We start from the raw sequence: 16,672 nt of genomic DNA on the forward strand, positions 1-16,672 counted from the left end.
ATGTCGATAAGAAGAGACATGGGACACAAATTTGATATTTCAAGTCATTCATACTTAACCGTTGTGAATTTACAGTTCGCTGAGATGATTATTCAACTCAAGTCATCACTAGCCTGTAACACAAAAATGGGTTATCTTCGTGTGCACTACAATTATAAAATAATTCAGGTATAGCATAGTCGTGAGCCAGAGTGAAAACGAATTTAACGGTCTGAAAGTGATGGTGATTGATGATAGCAACACCATTCGCCGCACAGCTGAAACACTATTAAAAAAAGCAGGGTGTGATGTGTTAACGGCTGACAATGGATTTGAAGCTCTACCCATCATTAGTGCCCATCATCCCGATATTTTATTTATCGATATTATGATGCCACGACTGGACGGCTATCAGACTTGTGCACTAGTGAAGAATAACCCTAAATTTAGGGACATACCCGTAGTAATGCTCTCCAGCAAGGATGGTTTATTTGATAGAGCAAAAGGACGCGTTGTAGGGGCCGAACAATATTTAACCAAGCCTTTTACTCGTGAAGATTTACTCGGTGCCATCCGAACACATTTGCTGGAAAAAACTCAGGACGCAAATTAATTTATGGCTCGAATTTTAATCGCTGACGACTCGCCTACCGAAGTATATGTGCTTCAAAAACTGTTAGAACGACATGGTCATCAGGTTCTGGTTGCAGAAGATGGTGAGCAAGCAGTTCGTATTACACAAGAAGAACAACCAGACTTAGTATTGATGGATGTGGTTATGCCTAACCTGAATGGCTTTCAGGCTACACGTCTTTTAAGTCGTGATGATGACACTCGTCACATTCCTATCATTATTGTTTCCTCAAAGAATCAGGAAACCGATAAGATGTGGGGACTCCGCCAGGGAGCCAAAGGTTATCTTGGCAAACCGGTCTCAGAGGATGAGATTATTGAACAGATTCAATCGTTGCTGGATAAATGACTATGATGCAACCACAAACACCCGAAGACATTATTGCCATATTGCAAGATGTCGAACGCCGTAGCAGACAAAAAGCGGCAGGGTTAACACAGCAAGAATCGCTTGGGCAAAGCTGGACAGCCATCGGATTTCGTCTTGCTGGTCAGCATTTTGTGATTCCACTAAACGATTCCAGAGAAGTCTTTCCCGTCCCCGACCACATTACCGCCGTGCCAAAAGCTAAAGCTTGGGTATATGGCATCGTTAACCTTCGTGGTGAACTATTACCCGTCTTGGATCTAAAGCATTATCTTCTTGATAAACCCAGCAGATTATCTAAACGAAGCCGCATTATTGTTATCAACGATGCAGACATCAACAGTGGTTTATTAGTAGATGAAGTCTATGGACTCAAGCATTTTCAACGTGAGCCAGACTCTCTCGACACGCAAGCACATAAAGAAATTACACCTTACTTAACAGGTAGTGTTTACCAGCAAGACATACAATGGGACGTTTTCAGTTTCTCGAAACTTATTGAAGATGAAAGGTTTATTAATGCTGCCGCATAATAATTTGATATCAGGACTAGGTATATGAACTCAACCAGCAAGCTTTTATTTTCGTCGCTGAAAAACAGTAAGAACTGGCCGGGACTGGCCGCGTTTATCATTCTGTTTATACTCACCCTGACAGGCTTAGGGCTGATTGCAACGGGTATGTACACACTCCTCTACCCCAATTTGCTCTATATCAGCATTGGTGTAGCCATACTGTTTGTTCTCTCTACACTGGCAGCTATTAATCTGTGCCTGCCTTCTATTCAGCAGTTGAAAGTGTCACTGGATAAAATGGAATTACAAAACAGACACAATCAAGATGCGATTCTTCGATTACTGGATGAAATGGGTGATCTGGCTGATGGTGATCTTACCGTCAGTGCCACAGTGACAGAGGACATCACAGGCGCTATTGCTGATTCCGTTAACTACACTATAGACGCATTGAGAAGTCTGGTTGAGCAAATTAATTCTACCACCATGCAGGTTGCTTCTGCAGCGCAAGAAACACAAGCAACTGCCTTACATCTGACCGATGCCAGTGAGCATCAAGCACAACAAATTACCGAAGTCAGTTCGTCTATCAATCAAATGGCAGGCTCTATCGAGCAAGTATCTCGTAGTGCCAGCCAATCATCTGATGTAGCGCAACAATCTGTATCTCTGGCTATCCAGGGTAACAGTGCGGTGAAAAAAGCAATACATGGTATGGATACCATCCGTGAACAAATTCAAGAAACATCAAAACGCATCAAACGTTTAGGTGAAAGCTCACAACAAATCGGAGATATTGTTGAACTGATTAATGATATCGCTGAACAAACGAATATTCTGTCACTGAACGCAGCCATTCAGGCTGCGATGGCTGGTGAAGCTGGTCGCGGTTTTGCTGTGGTAGCGGATGAGGTTCAGCGCCTTGCTGAACGTTCCAGTAACGCTACACGCCAAATTGATGCCCTGGTTAAAACGATTCAAAGCGACACAAATGAAGCCATCAGCTCGATGGAGCAAAGCACAACCGAAGTCGTTGCCGGAGCAAAACTATCACAGGATGCCGGTACCTCTCTCGAGCAAATTGAAAGTGTTTCTCACCAGTTGGCAGAACTTATCAACAATATCTCCGATAATGCCAAACAACAGGCAACGGCTGCGGTGACGACCTCTGAGAACATGAATGTTATTCAGGAAATCACTATGCAAACCTCTACCGGCACCAATGAGAGTGCAGCTTCGATTGGTCGACTTCTAGAGTTAACAAACGAACTGCGTAAGTCTGTATCTGGCTTTAAGTTACCTCGCTAAGCTTATTTGGAGATAGTCATCTAATGGCACAACTCATCAAAGGCAATTACGATGCATTAGTCTGGCTGCAAGATGAATTGCAGCAGTCTCTTGCTCATGCCTTAGCGGCCATGAATAATTTTCTCGATGGCCAGGCTGAAGAGAAGCTTCTTACCGATACTATCGAGTCTCTTTATCAGGTGAAAGGGACACTGGATATGATTAATATGTCCGGTGCGTCAATGCTGACTGAAGAAACACAAAAAGCCGTCAGAGCCCTTCAAAATAATCAGGTAACAGATACCTCAGCGGCGCAGGATGCCATTGTAAAATCGTTATTACTATTACCGAACTACATCAAACTGCTGAATAACGACTTTCTGGATCACCCACTGTCCCTGCTGGATATCATTAACGAGCTGAGAAAAGTCTGCAAAGCAGATACCAGAACTGAAATCGAGCTGTTTAATCCAACGCTTTCCATTGCTCTACCAGACAGCATTGCACCCAATCCAGCCCGAAAACTTCCAGCATTGAATATTGAACAACGTAAGTTGGGACATGTTTTCCAAGTCTTGCTACTGCAATGGTTACGTCAGCAAGATAATGACAGCCTAAGGCAAATGTATGCCATCGTGCATTTTCTTCGCTTATCCAGCCACCAAGAAAAAGTCTGCCTGTTCTGGTGGACAGCCGAAGCTTTCATTGAAGCTATTGAACACCAAGGACTGACGTCTGCCGGGCAAATAAAACCCCTAATGGGTAAATTGGTTCAACCAATTAAGCAACATAGCGAAGCCGGTGAAGCCGCCCTACAATTGGATTTTCCTGCAGACTTGGAAAAACAGCTGTTATTAGCCATTGCCAAAGCGACCAGCCGTGGCCCACATGTCACCTTACTAAAAGCGACGTTAAAACTGTATTTCTTTGATCAACGTTCCCGTATCTATGGAATGAGTGACAATGCGCTGGGTGATGCTCACCTTGCTTTGCTTGAGCAACTTCAGGATATAAAAGAACAGTTAAATCAACACGTTCATGATGGCGATGTTGATATTGATGTGATTGAGTCGACATCAAAACAATTACAAAGCATGTCAGACACACTGGCTTTACTTGCAGAGTATGAAGCCAGCAATCTATTACATCATCAGGTAGAGCAACTCAATGCGATAAGCAGTCGCGGTGATATTCCCAGTGAAGATGACTTAACGCAACTTGCCGATAGCTTATTACAGGCAGAAGCCCTACTGGCATCTACGACACAGGCAAACGTCAGTGACCAGTTGCGCCAAACAGTCATGACCGAATGTTTGCTAGAGCTGAGTAATATCAAAGAAACACTAACATTAATGGAGCGATCAGAACGCTATGTTGATGGCTTAGGAGAAACAGAACAACAGTTAAGTTTGATTGCAGGCAGTCTTGATATGCTGGACCAGGCTGCTGCGGCCGAGATCGTGAAAATGACATCGGAGACACTATCTGATTATCACGCAGGGGAGAAAACCTTCTCGGCGATTAAGCTGCAACGTTTGGCTGATATCATTGCTTGCTGCGAATTATACATGGAGGGCGTGCGTCATCACGGACAGGCTGATGACGATTATCTGGCAACAGCTAAAACCAAACTGCTGCAGTTCGATAATGAATATGAAACAGCGACTGATGAAGACGTCATAATTGACACAGAGACTTCCGCCGAACCTGCGCTATCCGTTGAGGATAAGCGTATTGAGCCATATGACTTTATCGATGATACCGTTCATTCATCCCCAGTCGAGGTATCAACTGACCAACCCAACATTGCCGGCACAGATTCAGGCGCTGACGCAGACTGGCATTTTGCTGAGGGTATTGATGCTGAAGTAGCTGCTATCTTCATTGAAGAAGCCACAGAAGTGTTACAGGAACTAGCGCACCACATTCCTGCCTGGATTCAACAGCAGGATCAGGCAGCATTAAATGAAACAAGGCGTCACTTCCATACGCTTAAAGGTAGCGGGCGTATGGCAGAGGCTCAGGTCATTGCCGATCTTTGCTGGGCTGTTGAAGATGTGTTGAATCACGTCATTGAGGGCAGCCGAGACGATAATGATCTTGTCAAAAAATTAGTACAAGACAGTTATCAACTCTTACCAGAGCTACTGTCACGTTTCACTCAAGCAGATACCAGTTCGCCAGATAACATCGATGCGTTGTATGAACTAAAAGAAAGGTGCTTAAATCCCTTACTCAAAGAAGTAAAAGCGCAAAGACAGCAGGACCAACGCACCTCTGTTGAACGTTATATCCAAATTCGTCAAGCACGTGATGCAGCAAGGTTAGATATCGATTTAGCAACGTATCAGGCACAGCAAGATGCGCAATATTTCCCGGACAAACCTGTTTTTGAAATAGATCCCATTCTGCCTACGGGCGTCGAACGATATATTCGTATGAAGTGGGGGCTAGAGAAGCAGCAAAGTCCACTTATGACCAGCGTTGAAAGCTACATACAGCGTTTGCATACAGAGCATGAAACAACCACTACTGAACCTCAACAAACGAGTGTCGCACGCTATATTGCCCAGCAGGATCGTTTAAAAGAAATTGAGGCATTCCGCACAAGTATTCCTGTAGAAGAAATACTGTCCCCCATAAGCTCTGTTGACCGTTACCTGATTCAACGTGCTCAAGACAACACATCTGTCGATCAATACATCAAAGCAAAAACATTATCTGAACAGGAAGCGGATGAAATTGCAGAAGAAGAGCATAATGAGTTGCTCAATATCTTTGTGGCAGAAGCACAACAACATATTTCAACACTGAAGCAAAGCCTCAACGATATCGCTTTTTCCAGACAAATCACTTCGCCAGTTTTACGCTCGGTTCACTCATTAAAAGGCTGTGCCAATATTGCCGGCATAAAAACCATGGCGATGATTGCCACAGAAATGGATCAAGCTGTTAAGCAACTCCATATGAACGATACTGTGCTTGATAATCATCAGATGACGTTGATGCATGAGGTGGTTGATGGCCTAGACAAACTGCTTGAACACGTGATGAATCAGAGCGAACAGCCTGACCTGATCACATTATCATCCTATATTTCTGAACTGACACCGTCTGGAGAAACGGCACTGGCACCAGTCATTGATCCTGAATTTCTGATGATCTTGCTGGAAGAAACGGATGAACTCCTTGAAGATTACACCAAGCAATTAAAACAGTGGCAATTGGTGCCCACGGATCAGGACAATCTGCTTGCCATTAGTTCAACCTTGCGGCAGTTAGAGCAAACGGCATCCGATGCACAACAAACCCTCATTGCTAACACGTATGCCAGCCTGAACAAGCTCATTAATCAATGCCATCCTCAAGATATTGGTTTAAATGCCTTACTGGAACAGGGGTATGAGCAGTTAAACCAGTTTATTGAAAGCTTATTACAGAATAAGCCGCTTTCCACCTCTGCCGATTTTTCTGCTCGGGTTGATAACTACCTAGCTCAAAAAACACGTCATCAGCAGGATATGGGCTTGGATGAAACAGACTACGCCATACCTGCAGATATGGATGATGACTTGCTGTCAGCCTTTGCCGCAGAAGCACAAGAGCTACTCGACTCAAGCAGTCAAATCATCAAAGCCTGGGTGAGCCATACTCATACTGAACAAGATATATTGCAGCTCCAGCGTGACTTACACACGCTAAAAGGAGGCGCAAGGCTGACGGGTATTTCACCTATGGCCGATTTGACGCATCAAATCGAAACATTAGTGTTGGCCGTCAGCGATGGCTTACAAGAAGCCGATGAGGATTTCTTTGATTTACTGCAACGCTGTCAGGATAAGCTGGCGGAAATGCAGGAACAATTAGCCAATCACCAGCCGGTGAAAACGGCATTATCTTTGATTGCCGAGATATCCACACGCACGGAAGGCCAGGATTTACATATTGAAGACAGACCGCTACCTGCACCAGAAAAAGTTAGACAAGCAGAAAGAGATATCGATACCGCGTCCGATATATTACCAGTCAGCCCGATTCAAACTGATACCCCACCAGCGCCTCAACATGTCGAGCAAGTCAGAGTTCGTGCTGATCTTCTGGATTATCTGACAAACTTTGCCGGCGAAGTCAGTATTTCGCGTGATCGGGTGACGCAACAACATATAGCACTGCGTCAGCAACTTCACGAAATGGAAGAGACGGTTGCTCGTTTACATGATCAGCTGCGTAATTTGGAAATTGAAACGGAAACTCAGATTTTGTTCCGTTATGAAGATGAACGACTCAAGAATGAATCGGATTTTGATCCATTAGAGTTGGATCGTTTTTCCATGATTCAGCAGTTATCTCGAGGGCTAACTGAAAGCGTCATTGATTTACATGACATCAGTCACTCGATGGATACCTTGGTCAGGGAAACTGATGCAATTCTGTTGCAGCAGTCACGGCTTAATACCGACTTACAGCAAGGTCTGATGACCACCCGTTTGCTACCTTTCAGTGGCATTGTTGGTCGACTTGAACGCATCGTCAGACAAACAGCATCTGAGTTAGGTAAAAAAGTCGAGTTAAAAATTCGAGGCTCTGAACTCGATATCGATAGAACGATTCTTGACCGCCTTGTCGCCCCATTGGAGCATATTCTTCGTAATGCGATTGCGCATGGAATTGAAGATAGCGAAGATCGGCTCAACCACGGTAAAGCAGCTAACGGTTTGCTGTCATTAGTTATCACACGTGAAGGTTCAGAAATTGTCATCAATATCAGTGATGATGGGCAAGGAATCAATATCGATAAGGTGCGAGAAAAAGCCTTATCCATGAACCTTATCAACCATCATGATATGCCATCAGAAGATGAGCTGATTCAGCTGATTTTGAGCTCAGGCTTTAGTACCGCAGACAATGTCTCTCAGCTTGCTGGCCGAGGTGTTGGCATGGATGTTGTCAGCAATGAAATCCGCGGTATGAAAGGCCGTCTTAGTATCAAATCTGAACGAGGCAAAGGTAGTACATTTACAATTCGTCTGCCATTAACCTTGTCTGTCATCCAGGCCTTATTAATTCGCATTCAGGATGAACAGTACGCCCTGCCTTTAAATACCATCACGGCAGGTGAACGTATCAGCGTTCGTGACATCAAATTAATGTTGGGCACACATAAACCGCATTATGATTTTCAGGGTGAAAAATACCGGTTTATGCCGCTGAGTTCATTGCTCGATAAACCACTATCATTGTCTGATAATCTGAAACATCAAATGCCGCTGCTTCTGTTCCGCTCTGGTGACTTACGCATTGCCTTGTTAGTGGATGATATTGTCAGCAACCGCGAAATTGTCATTAAATCTGTCGGTACACAACTTGGTCATATTACAGCCATCAACGGCGCCACCATTCTTGGGGATGGTCGGGTGGTCTTTATATTGGATATACCCACACTGATGGATAGTAGCCAGAATATTTCTCTGGATACTGACGATGCGATTAACCTCGAACGTGAACTCGAACAGTTACAAGACAGACTGCCAACCGCGATGGTCGTCGATGACTCTATTACCATGCGCAAAGCGACAGGCAATCTTTTACGTCGTATCGGCTTCGAAGTCATGACAGCTCGTGATGGCGTTGATGCGCTATCGCAATTACATGAGCAGAAGCCCGACATTATTCTGTTAGACGTTGAAATGCCTCGCATGGATGGCTTTGAGTTCGCCTCGATTGTACGTAATGACCAAGAATTCAGGCATCTTCCAATTATCATGATCACCTCAAGAACAGGGAATAAACATCGTGAAAGAGCCCTGGAAATCGGTGTGAATGCCTATTTGGGCAAACCTTACCAAGAAGAAGAACTCATCTGGCAGATGCAGAAATTGCTGGGTAAAGTCAGTTTTCAGGAAACCACACAGTAGATGTCAGATATGGAAAAACCTGCCCAAGCTCAATTCGTGCACTGCATGCTGATTCCACTGCAGAAACATTACCTACTGCTGCCAAACAGCACGATAACGGAAGTGCTTCCAAAAGCAACGATTAAACAAGCGGCCACGAAGATGACTCCTTGGTTAGAGTGGGTCGAATGGCAACAAAAAAAATTAGCTGTTGTCGATCTTGAGACTTTACTCAAGCAAAATATAGAAACACTTTATCCTGCTAACAAACTGTGCATTATCGAAGGCATTAATGCTGATGCCGATATTGGGTATTATGCGATTCCTTGCACAGGTTCACCACAACTCATTACGCTAAACGCTTCGGCGCTTAAAATGACACACGACCAGAACAACTCTGATTATCTGTATTGCCAAATAAAAGTGGGTAATAAAGTGGCCTTTATTCCTAATCTTGATACGCTGGAAATCGCCATAAAGAACGCAAATTTATCAGCTAAAAACGATTGAAAATTTATCATCTATTTACGTCATCAATCGCACTCATATTTTCTTTACAGATAGGCTGATTTTGTCTGCGTATATGGTTTAAGATAGGCCTCATGAACATTATCAAAACACTGCCGTTTTTCATTCTCTGTCTACTGATGAGCCCACTGGCTTATAGCGATAATGCTGTGCAACTAACTGAACAACGACATTTGTTCCAGCAAGCAAAAAAAGCGCTACAAGATAATCAAATATCACGCTATCAAATGCTACATAAACAACTTGATGGCTATCCACTACAAGGTTATTTACAGTATCTATATCTGAATGGACGCCTGAGTCAGGCCAGCAACGCTTCTGTCAGCGAGTTTTTAAAGAAAGAAGATGGCAGTTTCTATGCTGAACGTTTACGTATGTTTTGGCTAAATAAGTTAGCTCAACAAAATCGTTGGTCCGACTATTTGAATTTTTACCAGCCTCCACAATCAGCAACAAGGCAGTGCTATTACCTGCAAGCATTACTAGCCTCGGGTCAGAAACAAAAAGCTTTTGAACTTACGCCTGAGTTATGGCTGGTCCCCCACTCACAAGAAAAAGCCTGTGATCCCGTATTCTCAGCTTGGGAGACGGCGGGTTTATTAAACAATGATTTACGCTATCAACGTATGATGCTGGCCTTGCGTGCCAATCAATTCTCTATGGCGACTTATCTAGCTAAATCAACCGCCAACCCAGTAGATAATCAGCAGTTGGTGAAGCAGTGGCAAGCGATACATAATAATCCCCTCTCTGTATTCAACGGGCTTGCCAAGAATAGCTCATTAAGCGCTGATACGGCCCTCAATCGTGAAATGATTATTCATGGTTTGCAACGACTAGCCAGACGTTCGCCGGAGCAAGCATTCACTAGCTGGTCAAACATTAAAACGCGCTACAATTTTAGCCAACAAGATACGATTGAAGCTAGAAAAGCGATTGGAAAATGGGCCGCACTTAACCGTGATAAAAAAGCTTTGCGTTACTTTGGTGATATTCCGGGTGGTGAATGGCAGGTGCGTGCCGCATTATGGCAAAAAGACTGGAAAGCCGCTGAAAAAGCTATCAAATTGATGAATATTGATGAGCTGGGTACAACACGCTGGCAGTATTGGTTAGGCAGAAGTCAGGAAGCACTAGGGAAAAAACAAGCTGCTAATCAAACATTTTCAGCCATTTTAGGTAAGCGCGATTATTACTCTTTCTTGGCTTCTGATCATCTAACCCAGCCTTATAAAATGAATCACCGCCCTATACCGGTGACTCAACAAGACATGGCAGCGTTAAAAAAACAATCTGCAATCCAACGCTTACATGAGTTCTATATACAAGGTATGCACTTGGAAGCACGCAGAGAGGCTTACCATTTGAAACAAACGCGGCCGGACCGTGAACTTCAAATGATTGCGATGCTGACTCACGAATGGGGTTGGCATAATCAAACCATCGCCTTATTGGGTAAAGCCCAATATTGGGATGCTTTAGATTTACGTTTCCCTGTCGTTTATGATGATGCCATGCGTCAGGCCAGTAAAGCACAAGGTTTAGATCCGTCATGGTTACTAGCCATCGCTCGTCAGGAAAGTGCGTTCAACCCAGAAGCCCGCTCACATGCTGGTGCAATGGGACTAATGCAGCTGATGCCCGATACTGGTCGCCTGATTTCTAAACTGATTAATCGTCCATTAAAACAGCTTAACGAACTGTATCGTCCAGAGCGTAATATCGAACTAGGTAGTGCTTATTTACGTCGCATGTATGATGAGAATCAACAAAATCCTGTATTAGCCACTGCCGCCTATAATGCAGGACCACATCGTGTCAGTAAGTGGTTACCTGATAATTCACTTGATGCTGATATTTGGGCTGAAAATATTCCATTTAATGAAACCCGGCACTATGTCCAAACGGTCATGAGCTATGCAGCTATTTTTGATAGTCAACGTAACCAATCAATTAAACCGTTGTCAGAAAGAATGCCTAGAATAAAATCGGAGTAAGGTCGTTATCGACACGATAAAAACGTATCTTGTTGGCGGTTGTGTTAGAGACAAACTGCTCGGAAAACCTGTCAAGGATCGTGATTGGGTAGTCGTTGGTGCCTCAACCAACTATATGTTGGAAAATGGTTACAAACCAGTAGGGAAAGACTTTCCCGTGTTTCTTCATCCTAAGACGCAGGAAGAGTACGCACTTGCCAGAACTGAACGCAAATCAGGACATGGTTATCAGGGATTTACCGTCCATGCTTCGCCAGACGTCACCTTAGAAGATGATCTCGCACGTCGTGATTTAACCATCAATGCCATTGCCGAATCACTTGATGGTGAGCTTATCGATCCCTTCAACGGCATTCGTGATCTTGAACAAGGCATTCTCAGGCATGTATCACCTGCTTTTGTAGAAGATCCTGTTCGGGTACTACGTATCGCTCGTTTTGCAGCTCGCTTCAATTTCACTATTGCCGATGAAACTCAACAGCTAATCAAACAAATGGTAGCCAGTGGCGAACTTGAACACTTGGTGGCTGAACGGGTCTGGCAAGAGTTATCAAAAGCATTACAAACAGAACAACCTTCCGTATTTTTCACTAGCCTCAGACAGGTGAATGCGCTATCCACTTTATTCCCTGAAGTGGATCGTCTGTTTGGTGTGCCACAAATACCCAAATGGCACCCTGAAGTCGATACTGGTGTGCATGTGATGATGGTTATCGATCAGGCTGCAAAGTTAACCGAAGACCTGGCTGTCAGATTTTCTGCTTTATGCCACGATCTGGGTAAAGGTCTGACACCTAAAGATATACTGCCCAGTCATGCCGGTCATGAAGCGACAAGTATTAAACTGACCCAACAGTTATGCCAGCGCTTGAGAGTACCTAAAGATATCAGTTCGCTTGCCGCAAAAGTCGCAGAGTTTCATACCGATGTTCACTTATTATTTGAACTTGATGCCAGTCGGGTTTTAGAGGTGCTTGAAAGTTTGGATAGCTTCCGCCGTCCTCACCGGTTTGAACAGTTTTTATTGGCAGGTGAAGCGGACTTTCGTGGTCGACCAGGGTATGAAACCGCCGCTTATCCTGAAAAAGATGCCTTTTCGGCTTGTTATCAACACGCTGCCGAGGTCGATATCAAACCATTACTTGATCAAGGTTTAGCAGGCGAGCAAATCAAATCGGCAATTCGCCAACATAGACTCAATGCAATTGAGGGGGTCTTATCCCACTACCGAGCAGCGCCATGACCTTGCATAAGCCAGCCCTTCATCACGTATAATCTAATGAACCTTTTTTTCGACTCTATCTATAGGACGTTACAATGAGCACAGACATTTCAGCCAAATGGACCAGTGTAAACGCTGCCTGCCAACCATTAGTGGATGCCTTAATTGATAATGCTGAAGCATTACAACTTGAAATCAGCACCTTAAGCAATGGCACTCGGGTGGTTGATGCTGGCATTAACTGTAACGGCGGGCTGGAAGCCGGACGTCTTATTGGTGAAATTTGTATGGGTGGGCTGGGTACGGCCACCATGGGTACCAACAGTGGCTTTGCCAACTGGCCATGGTCAGTTAATGTCCATGCTAAGACCCCCGTTTTAAGTTGCCTCGGCAGTCAATATGCCGGATGGAGCTTATCTCATAAAAGCGAAGACAGTAAGTTCTTTGCTTTAGGCTCTGGCCCCGGTCGTGCGCTGGCAGCTAGAGAAGAAATTTTCAAAGAGTTTGGTTACAAAGACGAAGCTGAATCAACCGTCATTGTTCTGGAAGTGGATAGTTTCCCGCCAGTAGAAGTGGCTGAAAAAGTGGCCAATAACTGTGGTATTAAGCCTGAAAACCTCACGTTCATCTTGACGCCTACCTCGAGTCTGGCTGGTGTGATGCAAATTGCTATCCGTGTCCTGGAAGTCGCCATGCATAAAGCACACGAACTGCATTTCCCGTTAGAAAAAATTGTTGATGGTTATGGCTCAACGCCAGTCGCGCCTCCAGGTGGTGACTTTATGACTGCCATGGGCCGCACTAATGATGCAATTTTATTTGGTGGCCAAGTACATTTATTTGTTGATGCTACAGATGAAGAAGCGAAAGATCTGGCTGAAAAAATGCCTAGTAATACTTCATCAGACTATGGCCGTCCCTTTGCCGACATCTTTAAATCTTATGAATATGACTTTTTCAAAATTGATGGCATGTTGTTCAGTCCAGGTAAAGTGATTGTGACTAGCACAAAAACAGGTAAAAGCTTCACTGCTGGTGAGCTGAATCAGGAATTACTCAATCTTTCTTTCGGACTTTAAATCACTATGGCGTCAAACCGCCTTGTTATTTTTAACGATACCCACGGCTGGCACAGTGAACAATTAACACATTCACTGAGCCAGTTTGGTATCGAAGCAGTGTTAACAGACTTAGCGGCATGTCGAATCGATCTAGACTCCCCGACCGGTTTGTTTATTCCCGGCTTTGAGAATGAATTACCCGCCGCCGCAATGGTTCGAGGTATTGCGCCAGGTTTTCTCGAACAAATCACCCTTCGCATGGATGTCCTGCATACCTTAGCTGAATTGAGAATTCCTGTTTTTAACCCAGCAACGGCTATCGAATACACGGTAGATAAAGCCAGAACATCATTACGCCTGAATCAGGCTGGATTGAGCACGCCAAGAACCTGGGCATGCGAAGACAGCAATATGGCCAAACAGATCATTACCCGAGAATTGAATATGGGTAATAAAATCGTGATGAAACCGTTATTCGGCTGCCAAGGTAAAGGTATCACCTTAATCGAAGAATTATCGCAATTCGAACAACTTCCTCCTGTTGGTGGTGCTTATTATCTGCAGGAATATATTGCACCAGAACTTGAAGGTATCTGGCAGGATTGGCGTCTATTGGTCATTGATAATGAAGTCTGCGCCGCCATGAGCCGACGCGCCAATAAATGGATAACCAATTTTGCTCAAGGAGCCAGCTGTTTTGCTACCACGGTCACCGAAGAGATGAGGCAATTAGCTGTCAAAGCGACGGCAGCAGTGAATGCAGACTATGCCGGTGTCGATCTGATCAGGGATAAAAATGGACACTTTACCGTGTTAGAAGTGAACAGTGTTCCAGCTTGGAAAGGACTCTATCAAGCTACCGGAACGGATGTGGCTATGCACCTGGCTAAAGCATTAGTCAAACGTATTGAACAAAAACAAGCGACCCATGCTCTCTGAGTCAGATTTAAAAGACGCTGTATTCTGGGCCTGTGAGCAAGAGGTCTCTGCCCCCAAACCCGGTAATGTTAATGTCATCAGTGATGGGCATAATATGGTGGTGGAAGATTTTATTAAAAGTGCTCACGCTATCGCCCCGGTTATGGCAAAACCTGATTTGACCGTAGGTGAACGTATTTTGCAATCGATTCAGGCAACCCGACGTGTTGTCAACTGCAATACCAACTTAGGTATTGTTTTACTGTTTGCACCACTGTGTCAGGCTGTTCAGTCGTGTGAAACCTTTGACGAACTTCCAGAACGTCTTCAAGTCGTACTCAATAATCTGACTGTAGATGATGCCATCGATTGCTACCAAGCCATTCGTTTAGCTGAAGCGGGTGGACTAGGTAAACAAGACCAACAGGATATCAGCGCAGTACCAACCATTACCTTGCTTGAAGCGATGGATTTAGCAAAAAATCGTGATCAAATTGCACAGCAATATATCAATAATTTCAACACGCTATGGGATCTGAGTTTGCCATCATTGACAAAAGCGATAAATTCTGGGGAAAGTGTTGAATGGGCAACGGCTTTCGCGTATCTTAAGTTGTTATCGAAGGCGTTGGATAGCTTGATATCCCGTAAGCAATCCACTGCGCTGGCAACCAAAGTCAGTGAGAGAGCAAAACAGTTTGTGATCCAAATAGAAGAAACGGGTACTGTAGAGACCCATTTTGATGCACTCACTCACTGGGATAAAGAATTAAAAGAGAAAGCAATTAATCCAGGGACATCGGCTGATCTTATTGCAGCCACCTTGTTGCTTTATAAATTTAAGCAATTGCTTTCTTTTAATGAATTTCAGTACCACGAAGCATTTAGCGGACGGCACTGAGCAGGTGATACGTTCCTTTATTACGTATAAACCCTTCCTTTCACAATAAGGAGGGAAAAAAATGAGCCTTTTTGACAATTTTTTTGGAACAGGAAAATATAACATGCCAGTTATCGATCGCGTACTTGTAGGTGAATCATTGGTCATCGAAGATGGTGACTTAGACAACGTTGCACACATTGACTTAATCATGGGTCCACGTGGTTCTGCAGCAGAAGATGCCTTCTGCCGTACTCTCACCGACCAGAAACAAGGGGTTAATGGCTTGTTGGCTGTTGTTGCGCCTAACTTAATGGTTAAGCCTGCAACTGTAATGTTCAACAAAGTCACCATCAAAAACATGAAACAAGCCGTTCAAATGTTCGGCCCAGCACAGCGTGGTGTTTCACTTGCTGTTGCTGAATGTGTTGAAGATGGCACTATCCCAGCTGGTGAAGCTGATGATTGCTTTATCTGCGTTGGCGTATTCATTTCTCCAACTGCTGATAGCGATGAAAAAATCCAAGATTGGAACTATCGCGCTACTAAAGAAGCTATCAAACGTGCTGTTGCTCGTGAGCCAAAAGCGGCTGACGTTGTTGCACAATACAAATCTAGCGAACACCCATTTGGTGCTAAGTAAGATTTAAGCTTACATACATCACTCTTCTACGGAAGAGTGATGTCCCTGCTTAATCGTTCTATAGTCGAGCGACCTAATTTACCAGTGTGCAATGCACTGGCTACTAATACCCCTGTGGCACCTATTTGTGCTAACTGACTTAAATCAGCTTCATCACGTACTCCACCCGCAGCATACCATTTCACGCATTCTTGCTCTTTCATTAATGATTTGAGCCAGTCAAAGTCTGGTCCTTTATCTGTACCTACATTATCTAAGCTCATGGCTATACATGTTTGTGTCCAATAAGCTGGCTCTTTTGCTATTTCTTCACTGCCCAAAATGGATCCAGACTTCTTGTCCAGAGACAAAATTGACTGTTGTCTGACATGCGGCGCTTTTAACAATTGCAGATCTGTCAGCGTTTCACTTCCAAGGACAAGACGTAATTGTGGCGACATCGGATAATATGAATACGCACTCATCTCAGTAATACCAGCATCAAGCCAGAGGCTCAGTTGTGGAAATGTGTCGATTAAATGTTGATATTGTTGAGGCGTATGTTGTTTTTGCTCAATCGCATCGAGATCGGCAATGTAAAGCTGTTTGAACGGGTACCACGCGAGTAAATCATCAATGACTTGTTCTAGCTTCACAGACTGAGTTAATAATGACTTTAGTGGCTGATAGTTTGCTCTTTCGCCACCCCGTGCATGCACAACAATACCATCACGAATATCAATGACAGGTATAATATTCATAGTTCTTA

13 protein-coding genes are annotated in these 16,672 nt (G+C 44.1%); 12 read left to right on the forward strand and 1 reads right to left on the reverse strand.

The features are described 5' to 3' along the window. The first annotated feature begins 220 nt into the window (after positions 1-220). The 12 genes from B3014_RS09795 to fae all read left to right on the forward strand — a co-directional run bounded on the left by B3014_RS09795 (position 221) and on the right by fae (position 15,924). Positions 221-592, forward strand: a complete 372-nt coding sequence (locus tag B3014_RS09795) for a response regulator (protein WP_414673376.1) — start codon at positions 221-223, stop codon at positions 590-592. Between the two features lie 3 nt (positions 593-595). Beyond that, a complete protein-coding gene (pilH, locus tag B3014_RS09800; RefSeq protein WP_286303515.1) occupies positions 596-961 on the forward strand; it encodes a twitching motility response regulator PilH in 366 nt (121 codons plus the stop codon). A 2-nt stretch (positions 962-963) separates the two neighbouring features. Beyond that, positions 964-1,512: a chemotaxis protein CheW gene (locus B3014_RS09805; RefSeq protein ID WP_286303514.1), complete on the forward strand. Its 549-nt coding sequence runs from the start codon at positions 964-966 to the stop codon at positions 1,510-1,512. A gap of 24 nt (positions 1,513-1,536) precedes the next feature. Beyond that, positions 1,537-2,802, forward strand: a complete 1,266-nt coding sequence (locus B3014_RS09810) for a methyl-accepting chemotaxis protein (protein ID WP_289244090.1) — start codon at positions 1,537-1,539, stop codon at positions 2,800-2,802. 23 nt (positions 2,803-2,825) lie between these two features. After that, positions 2,826-8,696: an Hpt domain-containing protein gene (locus B3014_RS09815; RefSeq protein ID WP_289244091.1), complete on the forward strand. Its 5,871-nt coding sequence runs from the start codon at positions 2,826-2,828 to the stop codon at positions 8,694-8,696. Further along, the gene (locus B3014_RS09820) at positions 8,697-9,185 is read left to right on the forward strand and encodes a chemotaxis protein CheW (protein WP_289244092.1); all 489 of its coding nucleotides are present in this window, start codon (positions 8,697-8,699) and stop codon (positions 9,183-9,185) included. A 92-nt stretch (positions 9,186-9,277) separates the two neighbouring features. Beyond that, the gene (locus B3014_RS09825) at positions 9,278-11,200 is read left to right on the forward strand and encodes a transglycosylase SLT domain-containing protein (RefSeq protein WP_289244093.1); all 1,923 of its coding nucleotides are present in this window, start codon (positions 9,278-9,280) and stop codon (positions 11,198-11,200) included. A gap of 16 nt (positions 11,201-11,216) precedes the next feature. Further along, positions 11,217-12,443 (forward strand): multifunctional CCA addition/repair protein, encoded by a 1,227-nt coding sequence (locus B3014_RS09830; protein WP_289244222.1) that lies wholly within the window; start codon positions 11,217-11,219, stop codon positions 12,441-12,443. Positions 12,444-12,517: 74 nt separating this feature from the next. Beyond that, positions 12,518-13,501, forward strand: coding sequence for a methenyltetrahydromethanopterin cyclohydrolase (mch, locus tag B3014_RS09835; protein WP_289244094.1), 984 nt, complete (start codon positions 12,518-12,520; stop codon positions 13,499-13,501). A 6-nt stretch (positions 13,502-13,507) separates the two neighbouring features. Then, positions 13,508-14,422 (forward strand): ATP-grasp domain-containing protein, encoded by a 915-nt coding sequence (locus B3014_RS09840; protein ID WP_289244095.1) that lies wholly within the window; start codon positions 13,508-13,510, stop codon positions 14,420-14,422. After that, a complete protein-coding gene (locus B3014_RS09845) occupies positions 14,412-15,302 on the forward strand; it encodes a triphosphoribosyl-dephospho-CoA synthase (protein ID WP_289244096.1) in 891 nt (296 codons plus the stop codon). Before B3014_RS09840 ends, B3014_RS09845 begins: the two co-directional genes overlap by 11 nt. Before the next feature lie 103 nt (positions 15,303-15,405). Next, positions 15,406-15,924, forward strand: a complete 519-nt coding sequence (gene fae / locus B3014_RS09850) for a formaldehyde-activating enzyme (protein ID WP_007143952.1) — start codon at positions 15,406-15,408, stop codon at positions 15,922-15,924. 26 nt (positions 15,925-15,950) lie between these two features. On the opposite strand, the gene B3014_RS09855 is transcribed toward fae, so the two are convergent. Continuing rightward, on the reverse strand, positions 15,951-16,664 hold the full coding sequence (locus tag B3014_RS09855) for a HisA/HisF-related TIM barrel protein (protein WP_289244097.1): 714 nt from the start codon (positions 16,662-16,664) through the stop codon (positions 15,951-15,953). Positions 16,665-16,672: the final 8 nt, after the last annotated feature.

The organism is Methylophaga sp. UBA678 (assembly GCF_002299105.1).
Classification (GTDB): Bacteria; Pseudomonadota; Gammaproteobacteria; order Nitrosococcales; family Methylophagaceae; genus Methylophaga; species Methylophaga marina.